The sequence below is a fragment of the Nocardioides euryhalodurans genome (genome assembly GCF_004564375.1).
Classification (GTDB): domain Bacteria; phylum Actinomycetota; class Actinomycetes; order Propionibacteriales; family Nocardioidaceae; genus Nocardioides; species Nocardioides euryhalodurans.
Genome location: NZ_CP038267.1, coordinates 1,906,610 through 1,922,421 on the forward strand (window position 1 = coordinate 1,906,610; position 15,812 = coordinate 1,922,421).

Below are 15,812 nucleotides of genomic sequence, written 5' to 3' on the forward strand. Positions count from 1 at the left end.
CGACTCAGTAGGAGGATTCTGGCACGACGATCGCACGTCGGCTACTGACTCACGGATCAGTAACCGATACCGTGGGCGGGTGATCCGCACGACCCCCTTCCACCCGCGCCTGAGCGAGCTCAACTCCCAGGGCCTCTACACCCACTGGCAGGGGCACCTCTCCGCCCTTCGCTACACCCATGCGCCGAAGCACGAGTACTTCGCGGTGCGCAACAGCGTCGGGGTCTTCGACACCTCGCCGCTGTTCAAGTACCGGCTCACCGGCCCGGACGCCGAACGGCTGCTGGCGGGGGTGATGGTGCGCGACATCCGCACCTGCCGGCCCGGCACCGCCCAGTACACGCTGTGGTGCGACGACCGCGGGTTCGTGATGGAGGACGGCGTGGTCTTCCGGCACGCGGCCGACGACTTCCTGCTCACCGCGGCCCGACCCAACCTGGGGTGGCTCGAGGAGCACCGGGGCCGGCTGCGGGTCGAGATCGAGGACGTCTCCGACCACCACGGGATCCTCGCCGTGCAGGGGCCGCGCTCGCGGACCGTGCTCGGCGAGCTCGCACCCGAGGTCGACGAGCTCGGCTTCTTCGACCTCACCCCGGCCAAGATCGGGTCGGCGCCGGTGAGCATCTCCCGTACCGGCTACACCGGCGACCTCGGCTTCGAGATCACGGTGGGTGCCGACGACGCCGTCGCCGTGCTGGACGCGGTGCTCGACGCCGGCCGCGACCACGGCCTCCGCCCGTTCGGGGAGGAGGCGCTGATGACACTGCGGATCGAGGCGGGCCTGCCGCTGGTCGACGTCGAGTGGCACAACAGCCGGGTGGCGATGACCGACCACCAGCGGGTCACGCCCCGCGAGCTCGGCATGGGCTGGATGCTGCGCGGCGTGCGCGAGGACGGGCGTGCCTTCGTCGGTGGCGCCGCGATCCGGCGCGAGCTGGCCGAGGACACCTCACGCTGGCGGACGGTCGGGATCGTGGTGGACTGGGCCGACTGGGACCGGCTCCACCGCGACGCCGGGCTGTTCCCGCCCAAGGACGAGCACCCCTGGTCCTACGAGGCGATGCTGCTCGACGGACCGGTCGGGACCGGCGCCGTCGAGGTCGGCTACTGCACCAGCTTCGTCTACTCCCCGGTGCTCCAGCGCCACGTCGGCCTGGCCCGCGTCGTCCCCGGCCACGCCGCGACCGGCACCGAGGTCCACCTCGAGCTGGCCGTCAACCACCACAACACCTCCGTCCGGGCGCAGGTCGCCCGCACGCCGTTCTTCGACCCGAGCCGAAAGACCGCCCGCGCATGAATGCCCACAGCTACGACGCCATCGTCGTCGGTGGCGGCCACAACGGCCTCACCAACGCCGCCTACCTCGCCAAGGCCGGCCTCCGCACCCTCGTGCTCGAGCGCCGCGGCATGGTCGGTGGCGCGGCCATCACCGAGGAGCTGGTGCCCGGCTTCTCGTTCACGACGTTCTCCTACGCCCTGAGCCTGCTACGGCCCGAGATCATCCACGAGCTCGACCTGGTCCGCCACGGCTTCATGCCGCTGATGATGCCCTCGTCCTTCCACCCGACGGGCGACGGCGACTACCTCCTCCTCGGTGACGACCACCAGCAGAACCTGCAGGAGATCCGTCGCCACTCCCCGCGCGACGCCGATGCCTACGAGCGCTACCACCACGACCTCGACAAGGTGTGCCAGGCGATCCGGCCGCTGTTCGACTCCGCCCCACCCGACATCTTCGGCACCGACCCCGAGGACCAGGCCGACGTGGCGTGGCTGCTGAAGCAGCTCGGCTCCGTGGAGCGCTCGGTGCTCCACGACACGGTCCGGCTGCTGACCGGCAGCGCCTCGGACTGGCTCGACGACTACTTCACCCACGAGGCGATCAAGGGCTTCCACGCCTCCTCCAGCATCATCGGCTCCAAGGTCGGGCCGATGTCACCGGGTTCGGGCCTGGTGCTGCTGTTCCACAAGATGGGCGAGCACGACGGCCACCTCGGCTCGTGGGCCTTCCACAAGGGCGGGAACGGCGGGTTCACCCAGGTGCTGGCGCGCGCCGCCGAGGCGTACGGCGCCGAGATCCGGCTCGAGGCGCCGGTCACCTCGGTCCTCCACCAGGACGGCCGAGCCGTGGGCGTCGCGCTCGAGGACGGCACCGAGTTCCGGGCACCCGTCGTGGTCTCGGCACTCGACCCGCGGCGCACGTTCCTGGAGCTCGTCGACCCGCGCGAGCTCCCGGGCGACCTGGTCGACAACGTGGAGCGGATGAAGTTCCGGGGCGTGTCGGCCAAGGTCAACTTCGCCCTCGACGGGCTGCCCGTCTTCCCGGCGCTGCCGGACACCGTCGACCACTTCGGCGGGTTCCTGAACATCGGCCCGACCATCGAGTACGTCGAGCGCGCCTTCGACGCCGCGAAGTACGGCTGGTACAGCGAGCAGCCCTTCATCGACGCCGCGGTGCAGTCGGTCGTCGACCCCGACATGGCGCCTCCCGGCAAGCACGTCATGTCGTGCTTCGTGCAGTACGCCCCCTACGAGCTCCGCGGCAGCGACTGGGAGACCGAGCGGGAGCCGTTCGGCGACAAGGCACAGGCGGTCCTGGAGTCCCACTTCCCCGGGTTCGGCGACCTGGTGCTCCACCGCGAGGTGGTCACCCCCGTCGACATCGAGCGGGTCACGGGCCTCACGGAGGGCAACATCTTCGCCGGCGAGTTCCTGGCGCCGCAGATGTACTTCTTCCGCCCCGCGCCGGGCTGGAGCCAGTACGCGACGCCGATCGACGGCTACTACCAGTGCGGCTCGGGAACCCATCCCGGCGGCTGCGTGATCGGCGCCCCCGGCAAGCTCGCCAGCGAGCGGATCCTGCGCGACCGCCGCCGCTGATCCCGGGAACGCCCGCGCCCGGGTGCGGGAGTCTCGAGGTTCGACCTCCGACGTCGGCCACCTCCGGAGGCCACGGCACCAGAGCGACCCCGGAGGTCCGAGGTGCGAGCGCCAGCGAGCCTCGAGACCCCGGGGCCGAAGCAGGGCCGGCACCACCGCGATGCCGCGAAGGCGACCTCAGACGAACGGGGGCCGGGCGTCCCGGGCGATCGACCGGCGACCGGCCCAGCGCCACACGCGGGCGGCCCGGTCACGGTCCTCGTCGGTGACCAGGTTGCCCATCCAGCGCAGCGCGAGGGTCATCATCCAGTCCGACCGCATCCCGACAGGTCCGAGCCTCGCCAGCAGCCCGGGGACGGTCACGAGCCCGGCGAGCCGCCGCGCGATCGAGAACGCCTCGCCGTAGTGCTCGGTGAGGAGCGCCGGCCAGACCGATCCCAGGTCGTCGTGCGTCGTCATCGTCTCGACGACCAGCCGACCCGTCTCGAGGCCGTAGTCGATGCCCTCGCCGTTGAGCGGGTTCACGCAGCCGGCGGCGTCGCCGATCAGCGCCCAGTTGCGGCCGGCCACCTGCGAGACGGCACCGCCCATCGGCAGCAGCGCCGACGTCGGTGCGCGCAGGTCGCCCGAGAGGTCGAACTCCTCGCGGCGCTGCTCGGCGTAGAAGCCCATGAGGGGCTTGATCGCGATGTTGGCGGGCCGCTTCGCGGTGGCGAGCGTGCCGACGCCGAGGTTCACCTCACCGGTGCCGAGCGGGAAGATCCAGCCGTAGCCGCTGAGGATCTCGCCGCCGGTGCCGCGCAGCTCGAGGTGGGAGCTGATCCACGGGTCGTCCGACATCCCGGACCCGACGTAGCTGCGACCGGCGACGCCGTAGACGGTGTCGCGGTGCCACTCCCGGCCCAGCAGCTTGCCGAGCGGCGAGCGGACGCCGTCGGCCACGACCAGCCGCTCGCAGGCGACCTCGACACGCTCCTCGCCCGCGGCGAAGGTGACCGCGGCGACCCGGTCGCCGTCCATGCGGACGTCGACCGCCCGCACGCCGTCGACGGCCTGCGCCCCGGCCTTGATCGCGGTCGTGCGCAGATGGTCGTCGAGCTCGGTCCGGGCGACGGCCGAGCCCCACGCCGGAAGGGTCCCGCCCGGCCACGGCAGCAGCAGGGTCTGTCCGAAGCCGTGCGCCCGCAGCCCTTGGTTGACGGTGTGCGCCCGCAGCCAGTCCTCGAGGCCCAGCTGCTGCAGCTCGCCCACCGCGCGGGGCGTGAGCCCGTCGCCGCAGGTCTTGTCGCGCGGGAACACCGCGGCGTCGACCAGCAGCGTCTCCAGACCGGCCCGGGCCGCCCAGGCCGCGGCGGCCGACCCGGCGGGGCCGGCGCCGACCACGAGGACGTCGGTGCGGGAGGGCAGGCTCACCCCCCGATTGTCTCAGGACCCCCGTGACCGGCCGAATCCGTGGTCCCGCATCGCCTCCCCGTCACCCGTGCTCCGGGCGTACGATCGGAGCGAGCCCCAGGGCAGTGGAGCTGAGCCGTGGAGAGGACGGCGAGCGTCATGAACCAGCTGAAGCGGTTCACCCTGTGCCTGGTGGGCCACCGATGGGCGAAGATCTCCTACCCGCCGTCCCAGGAAGGGGAGGCGACCGGCATGTTCCTGCGATGCCTGCGCTGTGGCAAGGAGAGCCACGATGCAGGCACCGTCGCCAGTGGGGCCGGCGGCACCCTGTAGCCCGGCCCCCCTCGCTCAGACGTGGATGGCGGCGGCCAGCCCGTCGGAGAACCGCTCGGCAACCTCGGGCAGCGTGCGTGACTCACCCCGGGCGTGCCGCAGCGCCGTCCACGCGACCGCGCAGGCGTCCAGGGCGTCGTCGGCGCCGACGCCGGGGCCGCGCAGGTCCGCGGGCACGACGATCCCGGCCGCACGCAGCGCCGCCTCGCGGGTCGCACGTCCCGCCGCCGTCTTCTTCGAGGCGAGGGTGTCGGCCCCGAGCGCCGTGAAGGACACCTCCGGGTGGACCTCGATCACGACCAGGCCGAGGCCGCCCCGGACCCACGCGTCGACCTCGGCGACCTTCCCGCACAGGTTGAACGCCTGGTGGCTCAGTCCCTTGCCGGTGGCGGAACGGTTGGCGGCGTTGGCCTCCTGCCACGTCGTCGCCGCCACGGCGGCCCGCGCGGGGGTCGGGAAGACCGAGGACTTCCGCCCCACCGGCAGCTCGGTCCGCGCCGCCACGTCGGCCAGCCGGTGACCGGTGTCGGGGAGCCCGATCGGGATGTCGATGCCGACGACGGCCGGCGCGACCGCGAGCCGAGCGACCAGGGCGGCGACGGTGGGCGCCGTCAGCAGCTCGACCCGGCCGTCGCGCAGCGACGCACCGACCCAGCCGGCGCGGCAGGCGTCGACACCCAGGACCGGCGGGATCACGCCGTGGCCAGGGCGGCCTCGACGAGGTCCCACGCCTCGTCGAGCATGTCCTCGCCGTTGCAGAGGACGACGATCGACACGTCCTGGTCGGGGAGGTGGCGGGCGCCGGTCTCCACGCCCGGGTCCCCACCGCCGTGGCCGAAACCGCCCTCGTCGAGCAGGAAGATCCCGTAGCCCATCGCAGCCTCGTGGTCGACGCGGACGTACGGCGTGCGCATCGTGGCCGTGAGCTCCTCCCCCAGCAGGTCGCCGCCCGCGATCGCCCGGAGGAACCGGTCGACGTCGGGTGCGGTCACCAGCGCCCCGCCGTCCCCTCCCCCGACCACCGGGACCGAGAAGACGTTGGTGCGCCACGGCGCGGACGGGTCGGTCCGGGGCAGGTAGGCGAGGGCCACGTCCGGGTGGGCGTCATCGAGGCGGAGGTAGCCGCTGTCCGCCATCCCCACGGGCACGAGGACCCGCTGGGTGATCACCGTGACCACGTCGAGCCCGGTGACCTCCTCGAGCACCGCGCCGAGCAGGACGTACGCCCCGTTGCAGTAGTGGAAGGCGGTTCCGGGCTCCGCCACCGGGGCGGCGTCGGCGTAGAGCGGGAGGTAGTCGTCGGGCCGCTCCATCGCGTACGACGGCCGCTCGCGCCACAGCGACCCGTAGTCGGCGACGTAGCCGGGCAGGTCCTCGTCCTCCTCGGCGTAGTCACCGATGCCGGAGGTGTGGGTCAGCAGGTGGTGGACGGTCACCGCGTCGCGCATCGTCCGCGGCCGGCGCGCGGCCGGAAGCAGGTCGACGACGCGGTCGTGAGGGTGGAGCAGCCCGTCGCGGACGCAGCTGAGCACGGCCGCGGCGGTGAACATCTTCGAGAGCGAGGCGACCGCGAAGCGGGTGCGCAGCGTGACCGGCGTCCCCGCGGCCCGGTCGGCCACGCCGGCGCCGCACGTCAGCAGCGTCTCGGCGCCTCGGGTCACCAGCACGACGCCGGAGAAACGGTCTGCCGCCGCCAGCTCCTCCAGACGGCGCTCGACCTGCTGCCAGGCGTCCCCCTGCTCCATGCCTCGAGCGTAGGAGCGAGGGGGCCGCGGCACCACCGGGTTTACGCCCGGGGTCAGTAGCTGAAGGTGGTGGCGCCCTCGTCGCCGATCCACTCCCACATCGGCACCGTGCCGCCCCGCTCGGCGCCGCTGATCAGGACGTCGTCCTGCAGCCCCTTGGCGTCGACGCACAGCGGGCAGACGAGGTAGCGCCCGCCGGCGGCCTCGTAACGACCCATCAGGTCCTCCAGCGACGGACACCCGGCGCACGCGGTCCCCGTCGCGATCCCCTTCATCCCCAACCGGACTGCTTCCTTAGTGAGGAACATCAGGGTCGGTCGGCCCGACTCCGCAGCTCCGACGGCGACCAGGAAGGCCACCGTGACCTTCTCGGGATCCTCCAGCCCGGTGGCCAGTGAGACGACTGCCTTGCCCATGGTGTGACTCCTCCTTCGTCGATGGTGGGCTCGACGGTAGGAGCGGACGTGGTGGTGCCGCGTCCGCGCCGGCACCCATTCACCCGGTCCGGAGCCGGGGTCGCTGGCGGCGGACGCGTAGGACCGTCAGCGGCCGGTGAGGAAGCGCGCCACGGCCGCGGTCCGGGCCGTGGTCCCGGTGAGGCCGAGCTTGAGGTAGATGTTCTGCAGGTGCCGCTCGACGGTGCGGGGGCTGAGCACCATCCGGTCGGCGATGGCCGCGTTGTCACGGCCTTCGGCCGCCAGCGCGAGGACGTCGAGCTCGCGCTCGGTGAGCAGCGCCGTCACCGGGGACCCCGCCGGGTCCGCGGCGTCCCGGTCGGCCGCGAGGAAGGCCGTCACCTCGCGCAGGAAGACCGGCCAGGCCGGTTCGTCCTCCAGCAGGATGTGGTTGCGGCTCTCCAGCGCGACCAGCCGGGCGCCGGGGATGCCGCGGGCCAGCCTGCGGGCCTGCTCGAAGTCGTTCATCCGCTCGTCGCGCGAGTGGAGCACCAGCGTGGGCACGTCCACCCTCGCCATCAGGTCGCTGGCGTCGGCGTCACGCCGGGCACGGCGGGCGGCGTACGCCGTGGGCGCGGTCACGGCCTTGTTGTGGAGCTCGTCGAGCCACCGCATCTGCTCCTCGGTCGCGTCGGGGATCATCATCGAGGTGAAGACCCGCCGGAAGGCCGGGTCCTTGCGGTCCCACCCGGCCCGGATCAGCGCCTCGAACGCCTCCTCCAGCGCGAGGTCGTCCTCGGTGACGTGGCCCGAGCCTCCGGCGTAGGTGCTGGCGCAGACCAGCCGGGTGACCCGTCCGGGGTTGCGAGCCATGTAGTGCAGCGTCACCGGCCCGCCCTGCGCCATCGCCAGCACCGCGAAACGGTCCAGCCCGGCGTCGTCGACCACCGCGGCGAGGTCGTCGACCCGCCGCTCGAGGCCCAGGTCGTCGACGTCGCGGTCGGAGAGGCCGTGGCCCCGCTCGTCGAACCGGATCACCGTCGCGATCCGGCCGAGCTCGACGAGGTAGTGCCGCCAGATCGGGCTGTCCCAGTCGAAGTCGAGGTGGCTCATCCAGCACGCGTCGACGACCAACGGCGGACCGGACCCGTGCACGGCGTACGCGATGTTCACGCCGTCGGACGACCGGCAGAAGCGGACGACCTGACGGACGCCGTCATCTGCGACTCCGACCATGCCTCGATGATAGGGCCGACCGGCGTCGTCGCCCCGGGACGCGGAAGGGCCCCGCCGCTGGTCAGCGACGGGGCCCCTCCGTGGTGCGGTCAGTTCTGGTACGACCCGAAGTCGAAGTCGTCCAGGGCAACGGCCTGGCCGCTGCCGGAGTTGCCGAACTCGTAGTCGTAGGAGTCGTAGCCGGTGACGGAGTACGCCGCGGCACGGGCCTCCTCGGTCGGCTCCACCCGGATGTTGCGGTAGCGCTCCAGTCCGGTTCCGGCCGGGATCAGCTTGCCGATGATCACGTTCTCCTTCAGGCCGCGCAGCGAGTCGCTGCGACCGTTGATCGCCGCGTCGGTGAGGACGCGGGTCGTCTCCTGGAAGGAGGCCGCCGACAGCCACGACTCGGTGGCCAGCGACGCCTTGGTGATGCCCATCAGCTCGGCACGACCCGAGGCCGGCTTGCCGCCCTCGGTCACCACCCGACGGTTCTCCTCCTCGAAGCGGATCCGGTCGACCAGGTCCGAGGGAAGCAGGTTGGTGTCACCGGACTCGATGACCGTCACGCGACGCAGCATCTGCCGCACGATGATCTCGATGTGCTTGTCGTGGATCGACACGCCCTGCGAGCGGTAGACCTGCTGGACCTCGTCCACGAGGTGCTGCTGGGCCCGGCGGATGCCGAGGATCCGGAGCACCTCCTTGGGGTCGGGAGTACCGACGGTCAGCTGGTGGCCCACCTCGATGTGGTCGCCGTCGGCGACCAGCAGGCGGGACCGCTTGCTGACGGGGTACTCGTGGACGTCGGAGCCGTCGTCCGGGGTGACCAGGACCTTGCGGGTCTTGTCGGTCTCCTCGATCTCGATCCGGCCGCTGGCCTCCGAGATCGGCGAGAGTCCCTTGGGCTGACGCGCCTCGAACAGCTCGACCACACGGGGCAGACCCTGCGTGATGTCGTCGGCCGAGGCCACACCACCGGTGTGGAAGGTACGCATCGTCAGCTGCGTGCCGGGCTCACCGATCGACTGGGCGGCGATGATGCCGACGGCCTCGCCGATGTCGACCATCTTGCCGGTGGCCAGCGAGCGGCCGTAGCACTTCGCGCAGGTGCCGGTCTTGGCGTCACAGGTCAGCACGGAGCGGACCTTGACCTCCTCGATGCCGGCCGCGACGAGCTCACCGATCTTGACGTCACCGAGGTCCTCGCCGGCAGCGGCGAGCACCTCACCGGAGTCGGGGTGGGTGATCTCGACGGCCGCCGAGCGGGCGTACGCCGCGGTCTCGGCGTTGTCGTCCTTGCGGACCACTCCGTCCTCGCCCCGGACGCCGATCGTCTTCGGCAGCCCACGCTCGGTGCCGCAGTCGTCCTCACGGATGATGACGTCCTGCGACACGTCGACCAGACGACGCGTCAGGTAGCCCGAGTCGGCGGTCCGCAGCGCGGTGTCGGCGAGACCCTTGCGGGCACCGTGCGTGGAGATGAAGTACTCCAGGACCGACAGGCCCTCACGGAAGTTCGCCTTGATCGGCCGCGGGATGATGTCGCCTCGCGGGTTGGCCACCAGACCACGCATGGCGGCCACCTGACGGATCTGCATCATGTTTCCGGACGCACCCGAGTCGACCATCATGTAGATCGGGTTCGACTTGTCGAAGGTCCCCTCCATCGCCTTGGCGACGTCGTTGGAGGCCTGCGTCCAGATCTCGATGAGCTCCTGGCGGCGCTCCTCGTCGGTGACCAGACCGCGCTCGAACTGCTTCTGGACCTTCTCGGCCTGCTTCTCGTAGTCCGAGAGGATCTCGGCCTTGTTGCCCGGCGTGGTCACGTCGTCGATCGACACCGTGACGCCCGAACGCGTGGCCCAGTGGAAGCCGGCGTCCTTGAGGGCGTCCAGCGACGCGGCGACCTCGACCTTGGTGTAGCGCTCGGCGAGGTCGTTGACGATCGCGCCCAGGGCCTTCTTGCCCACCTCGTAGTTCACGAAGGGGTAGTCGGCGGGCAGGGTCTCGTTGAACAGCGCCCGGCCCAGCGTGGTCGCCAGGGTGAGGGACGTGCCCTCCTCCCACTCCGCGCCCAGGTCGAGCTCGAGCGGCGGGACGACCTCGTCGAAGCGGATCCGTACCTGGCTCTGCAGGCTGATCTCGCCGCGGTCGAGGGCCATGATCGCCTCGGCGACCGAGCTGAAGGAACGACCCTCGCCCGGCTCGCCGTCACGGTCGGTCGTCAGGAAGAACAGACCGATGATCATGTCCTGGGTCGGCATCGTCACCGGCCGGCCGTCGGACGGCTTGAGGATGTTGTTCGTCGACAGCATCAGGATCCGCGCCTCGGCCTGGGCCTCGGCGGACAGCGGCAGGTGCACCGCCATCTGGTCACCGTCGAAGTCGGCGTTGAACGCCGTGCAGACGAGCGGGTGGATCTGGATGGCCTTGCCCTCGATCAGCTGCGGCTCGAAGGCCTGGATGCCGAGGCGGTGCAGCGTGGGTGCACGGTTGAGCAGCACCGGGTGCTCGGTGATGACCTCTTCCAGGACGTCCCACACGACCGGGCGCGCGCGCTCCACCATCCGCTTGGCGGACTTGATGTTCTGGGCGTGCGACAGGTCGACCAGCCGCTTCATGACGAACGGCTTGAACAGCTCCAGCGCCATCTGCTTGGGCAGGCCGCACTGGTGCAGCTTCAGCTGCGGGCCGGACACGATGACCGAACGGCCGGAGTAGTCGACACGCTTGCCGAGGAGGTTCTGGCGGAACCGGCCCTGCTTGCCCTTGAGCATGTCGGACAGCGACTTCAGCGGCCGGTTGCCCGGGCCGGTGACGGGACGACCGCGGCGGCCGTTGTCGAACAGCGAGTCGACGGCCTCCTGGAGCATCCGCTTCTCGTTGTTGACGATGATCTCGGGCGCACCGAGGTCGAGCAGCCGCTTGAGGCGGTTGTTCCGGTTGATGACACGGCGGTACAGGTCGTTGAGGTCGGAGGTCGCGAAGCGGCCACCGTCGAGCTGCACCATCGGCCGCAGGTCCGGCGGGATGACCGGGACGGCGTCGAGGACCATGCCGATCGGCTGGTTGCCGGTCTTGCGGAAGGCGTCGACGACCTTGAGCCGCTTGAGGGCACGGACCTTGCGCTGGCCCTTGCCGGTCGCGATGGTCTCGCGCAGCGACTCGACCTCGGCCTCGATGTCGAAGTCCTGGAGGCGCTTCTGGATCGCCGTGGCGCCCATGTGGCCCTCGAAGTACTTGCCGAACCAGGCCTTCATCTCGCGGTAGAGGAGCTCGTCACCCATCAGGTCCTGGACCTTGAGCGACTTGAAGGAGTTCCAGACCTCGTCGAGGCGGTCGATCTCGCGCTGCGAGCGGTCGCGGATCTGCTTCATCTCGCGCTCGGCGCCGTCACGGACCTTGCGACGCTGGTCGGCCTTGGCACCCTCGGCCTCGAGGGTCGCCAGGTCCTCCTCCAGCTTCTTGGTGCGGTCCTCGAGCGCGGTGTCGCGCCGCTTCTCGAGGCGCTCGCGCTCCAGCTGCACCTTGCCCTCGAGCGAGGACAGGTCGCGGTGACGCGCGTCCTCGTCGACGGAGGTGATCATGTAGGCGGCGAAGTAGATGACCTTCTCGAGGTCCTTCGGCGCCAGGTCGAGCAGGTAGCCCAGCCGCGACGGGACACCCTTGAAGTACCAGATGTGGGTCACGGGGGCGGCCAGCTCGATGTGGCCCATCCGCTCACGGCGGACCTTCGAGCGGGTCACCTCGACGCCGCAGCGCTCGCAGATGATCCCCTTGAAGCGCACGCGCTTGTACTTGCCGCAGTAGCACTCCCAGTCCCGGGTGGGACCGAAGATCTTCTCGCAGAACAGGCCGTCACGCTCGGGCTTGAGCGTGCGGTAGTTGATGGTCTCGGGCTTCTTGACCTCGCCGTGGCTCCACTGGCGGATCTCGTCCGCGGTGGCCAGGCCGATCTTGAGCTGGTCGAAGAAGTTCACGTCAAGCACGTTGGCTTCAATCCTTCGTTAGATACGTTCAAAGCTTGGTGGACCGAACCCCCGGTCCTGCGGCTGTGGCCACAGGACCGGGTCCCCGTGGGGTGGTTCAGACTTCTTCGACGCTGCTGGGCTCGCGGCGCGACAGGTCGATCCCGAGCTCCTCGGCGGCCCGGAAGACGTCTTCCTCGGCGTCCTTGAGCTCGATCTGCGAGCCGTCCTGGCTGAGCACCTCGACGTTGAGGCAGAGCGACTGCATCTCCTTGACGAGCACCTTGAACGACTCGGGGATGCCGGAGTCGGGGATGTTCTCGCCCTTGACGATCGCCTCGTAGACCTTGACGCGACCCGGCACGTCGTCGGACTTGATGGTCAGCAGCTCCTGCAGGGCGTAGGCGGCGCCGTACGCCTCCATCGCCCAGACCTCCATCTCGCCGAACCGCTGGCCACCGAACTGGGCCTTACCGCCCAGCGGCTGCTGCGTGATCATCGAGTACGGGCCGGTGCTGCGCGCGTGGATCTTGTCGTCCACCAGGTGGTGCAGCTTGAGGATGTACATGTAGCCGACCGAGACCGGGTCGGGGAAGGGCTCCCCGGAGCGGCCGTCGAACAGGCTGGCCTTGCCGGTCCCGTCGATCACGCGGACACCGTCACGGTTGGGCAGCGTGGCGCCCAGCAGCCCGGTGATCTCGTCCTCGCGGGCACCGTCGAACACCGGGGTCGCGACCCGGGTGTCGGGCTCGGCCTTGTCGGCGTGGATGCGGATCAGCCGCTGCTTCCAGTCGGCGTCACCCTCCTCGTCGGACAGCTTCAGGTCCCAGCCCTGCTTGGCCAGCCACCCCAGGTGCAGCTCGAGGATCTGGCCGATGTTCATCCGGCGCGGCACGCCGAGCGGGTTGAGGATCACGTCGACCGGGGTGCCGTCCTCCATGAACGGCATGTCCTCGACCGGCAGGATCTTCGCGATGACGCCCTTGTTGCCGTGGCGTCCGGCGAGCTTGTCGCCGACGGAGATCTTGCGCTTCTGGGCGACGTAGACCCGCACCAGCTGGTTGACGCCCGGCGGCAGCTCGTCGCCGTCCTCGCGGTCGAAGACCCGGACGCCGATGACCGTGCCGGCCTCGCCGTGGGGGACCTTCATCGAGGTGTCGCGGACCTCGCGCGCCTTCTCACCGAAGATCGCGCGGAGCAGCCGCTCCTCGGGGGTCAGCTCGGTCTCGCCCTTGGGCGTGACCTTGCCGACGAGGATGTCACCGGTGGTGACCTCGGCGCCGATCCGGATGATGCCGCGCTCGTCGAGGTCGGCGAGCATCTCCTCGCCGACGTTCGGGATGTCGCGGGTGATCTCCTCCGGGCCCAGCTTGGTGTCGCGGGCGTCGACCTCGTGCTCCTCGATGTGGATCGAGGTGAGGATGTCCTCCTGCACCAGGCGCTGGCTGAGGATGATGGCGTCCTCGTAGTTGTGGCCCTGCCACGGCATGAAGGCCACGAGCAGGTTGGTGCCGAGGGCCATCTCCGCGTCGTCGGTGCACGGACCGTCGGCGATCGGGCTGCCGGCCACCAGCTTGTCACCCTCGGCGACCAGCGGGCGCTGGTTGATGCAGGTGCCCTGGTTGGAGCGGCGGAACTTCGCCAGGCGGTACGAGGAGTACGTCCCGTCGTCGTTCATGACCTCGATCAGGTCGGCCGACACGTCCTTGACCACACCGGCCTTGTCGGCCACGACCACGTCCCCGGCGTCGACGGCGGCGCGGTACTCGATGCCGGTGCCGACCAGCGGGCTGTCGCTCTTGATGAGCGGGACGGCCTGACGCTGCATGTTGGCGCCCATGAGCGCGCGGTTGGCGTCGTCGTGCTCGAGGAACGGGATCAGGGCCGTCGCGACCGACACCATCTGCCGCGGCGAGACGTCCATGTAGTCGACCTCGTCGGCCAGGATCTCCGAGACCTCGCCGTCGCGCTGGCGGACCAGCACGCGCTCCTCGACGAAGCGACCCTTGTCGTCGAGCGCGGCGTTGGCCTGCGCGATGACGTAGCGGTCCTCGTCGTCGGCGGTGAGGTAGTGGACCTCGTCGCTGACGCGGCCCTTCTTGACGATCCGGTAGGGCGTCTCGACGAAGCCGAACGGGTTGATCCGGCCGTAGGAGGCCAGCGAGCCGATGAGGCCGATGTTCGGGCCTTCCGGCGTCTCGATCGGGCACATCCGGCCGTAGTGCGACGGGTGGACGTCACGGACCTCCATGCCCGCGCGGTCACGGGACAGACCACCCGGCCCGAGCGCCGAGAGCCGACGCTTGTGCGTCAGGCCGGCGATCGGGTTGGTCTGGTCCATGAACTGCGAGAGCTGCGAGGTTCCGAAGAACTCCTTCAGCGCCGCGACGACGGGGCGGATGTTGATCAGCGACTGCGGCGTGATCGCCTCGACGTCCTGGGTGGTCATCCGCTCGCGGACGACGCGCTCCATGCGGGCGAGGCCGGTACGGAGCTGGTTCTGGATCAGCTCACCGACGGTCCGCATCCGGCGGTTGCCGAAGTGGTCGATGTCGTCGGCCTGCACCTTGATCGGCTTGTCGTCGGTGCCCATGACGACCTGGCCCTGCTGGTCGAGCAGGTCCGGGGCGTCCACGGGGGTGCCGCTGGCGTGCAGCTGCACGATGTAGCGGATCGTGGCGACGATGTCGGCGATGGTCAGCGTCTGCTGGTCGAAGGCCCGGGCGACGCCGAGCTTCTTGTTGATCTTGTAGCGGCCGACCTTGGCGAGGTCGTAGCGCTTGGGGTTGAAGTAGTAGTTCTTCAGCAGCGTCAGTGCCGCCTCGCGCGTGGGCGGTTCGCCCGGTCGCAGCTTGCGGTAGATGTCGAGCAGCGCGTCGTCGGGACCCTGGGTGTGGTCCTTCTCCTCGGTCAGCTGGATCGACTCGAACTGGCGGAACTCCGCCATCACGCCGTCGTAGTCGTACTCCTCGCCGGTGTCCTCGGCGACGGCCTGGAGGGCCTTGAGCAGCACGGTGACGTTCTGCTTGCGCTTGCGGTCGAGGCGGACGCCCACGAGGTCGCGCTTGTCGACCTCGAACTCCAGCCACGCGCCGCGCGACGGGATCAGCTTGGAGGTGTAGATGTCCTTGTCGGACGTCTTGTCGGCGGAGCGCTCGAAGTAGACGCCCGGCGAGCGGACCAGCTGGGAGACGACGACGCGCTCGGTGCCGTTGATGATGAAGGTGCCCTTGGGGCTCATGAGCGGGAAGTCGCCCATGAAGACCGTCTGGCCCTTGATCTCACCGGTGTCGTTGTTGGTGAACTCGGCGGAGACGTAGAGCGGCGCGGAGTAGGTGAAGTCCTTCTCCTTGCACTCGTCCACGGTGTACTTCGGGTCGTAGAAGACCGGGTTCTCGAAGGACAGCGACATGGTCTCGCTGAAGTCCTCGATCGGCGAGATCTCCTCGAAGATCTCCTGCAGCCCCGACTTCTCGGAGACGTCCTCGTCCGCCTCGCGGCGGCGCTGGACCTCGGCCTGCCAGGCCTCGCTGCCGATCAGCCAGTCGAAGCTGTCGGTCTGGAGCGAGAGGAGCTGAGGAAGCTCGAGGGGTTCGCTGATCTTCGCGAAGGAGATGCGCTTGGAACTGTGGGAATTACCTGTGGCGGTACGCGCGGCCAAGAGGTGTCCTTTTCACGGGTCGCTCTGGGAGGGCGCCCACCACCACACTCCCCCCATCCGGGCAGGGGAGAGCGCATATGAGAGAGGGCGCGAACGTGAAGAGTACCTCAGAACGAGGGCGCGACACAACATCGGCGTCAAGACCATGTCCGCGACGTTGCGATAGATGATGAACGTCCGTCCGCGTCAGGTCAAGCGGGCACGCACAGGTCGTGTCGAC

At 70.0% G+C, this 15,812-nt stretch carries 10 protein-coding genes; 3 read left to right on the forward strand and 7 right to left on the reverse strand.

What is annotated here, in order from left to right; genetic code table 11:
• Positions 1-79: 79 nt before the first annotated feature.
• Together EXE57_RS09035 and EXE57_RS09040 are read left to right on the forward strand one after the other, a co-directional pair.
• The gene (locus tag EXE57_RS09035; RefSeq protein WP_167305862.1) at positions 80-1,297 is read left to right on the forward strand and encodes an aminomethyl transferase family protein; all 1,218 of its coding nucleotides are present in this window, start codon (positions 80-82) and stop codon (positions 1,295-1,297) included.
• Positions 1,294-2,880, forward strand: coding sequence for a phytoene desaturase family protein (locus EXE57_RS09040; protein WP_135076635.1), 1,587 nt, complete (start codon positions 1,294-1,296; stop codon positions 2,878-2,880). The genes EXE57_RS09035 and EXE57_RS09040 overlap by 4 nt, the downstream gene beginning before the upstream one ends.
• A gap of 177 nt (positions 2,881-3,057) precedes the next feature.
• On the opposite strand, the gene EXE57_RS09045 is transcribed toward EXE57_RS09040, so the two are convergent.
• On the reverse strand, positions 3,058-4,293 hold the full coding sequence (locus EXE57_RS09045; protein ID WP_135076638.1) for a geranylgeranyl reductase family protein: 1,236 nt from the start codon (positions 4,291-4,293) through the stop codon (positions 3,058-3,060).
• Positions 4,294-4,431: 138 nt separating this feature from the next.
• Between EXE57_RS09045 and EXE57_RS19715 the strand changes: the two genes are divergently transcribed.
• Positions 4,432-4,605, forward strand: a complete 174-nt coding sequence (locus EXE57_RS19715) for a hypothetical protein (protein ID WP_167305863.1) — start codon at positions 4,432-4,434, stop codon at positions 4,603-4,605.
• Positions 4,606-4,620: 15 nt separating this feature from the next.
• Here EXE57_RS19715 and EXE57_RS09050 read toward each other — a convergent pair whose 3' ends face one another.
• The 6 genes from EXE57_RS09050 to rpoB all read right to left on the reverse strand — a co-directional run bounded on the left by EXE57_RS09050 (position 4,621) and on the right by rpoB (position 15,592).
• Positions 4,621-5,301, reverse strand: coding sequence for a DUF429 domain-containing protein (locus EXE57_RS09050; RefSeq protein ID WP_167305864.1), 681 nt, complete (start codon positions 5,299-5,301; stop codon positions 4,621-4,623).
• Complete coding sequence (locus EXE57_RS09055) at positions 5,298-6,350, reverse strand: serine hydrolase domain-containing protein (protein WP_135076643.1); 1,053 nt, start codon at positions 6,348-6,350, stop codon at positions 5,298-5,300. Before EXE57_RS09055 ends, EXE57_RS09050 begins: the two co-directional genes overlap by 4 nt.
• Before the next feature lie 53 nt (positions 6,351-6,403).
• Entirely contained in the window at positions 6,404-6,766 is a 363-nt protein-coding gene (locus tag EXE57_RS09060; protein WP_135076646.1) for a DsrE family protein, read from the reverse strand.
• A 126-nt stretch (positions 6,767-6,892) separates the two neighbouring features.
• Complete coding sequence (locus EXE57_RS20190) at positions 6,893-7,981, reverse strand: alpha/beta fold hydrolase (RefSeq protein ID WP_135076650.1); 1,089 nt, start codon at positions 7,979-7,981, stop codon at positions 6,893-6,895.
• Positions 7,982-8,070: 89 nt separating this feature from the next.
• Positions 8,071-11,952 (reverse strand): DNA-directed RNA polymerase subunit beta', encoded by a 3,882-nt coding sequence (locus EXE57_RS09070; protein ID WP_135076653.1) that lies wholly within the window; start codon positions 11,950-11,952, stop codon positions 8,071-8,073.
• A 97-nt stretch (positions 11,953-12,049) separates the two neighbouring features.
• Positions 12,050-15,592 (reverse strand): DNA-directed RNA polymerase subunit beta, encoded by a 3,543-nt coding sequence (gene rpoB / locus EXE57_RS09075; protein ID WP_135076656.1) that lies wholly within the window; start codon positions 15,590-15,592, stop codon positions 12,050-12,052.
• Positions 15,593-15,812 lie beyond the last annotated feature (220 nt).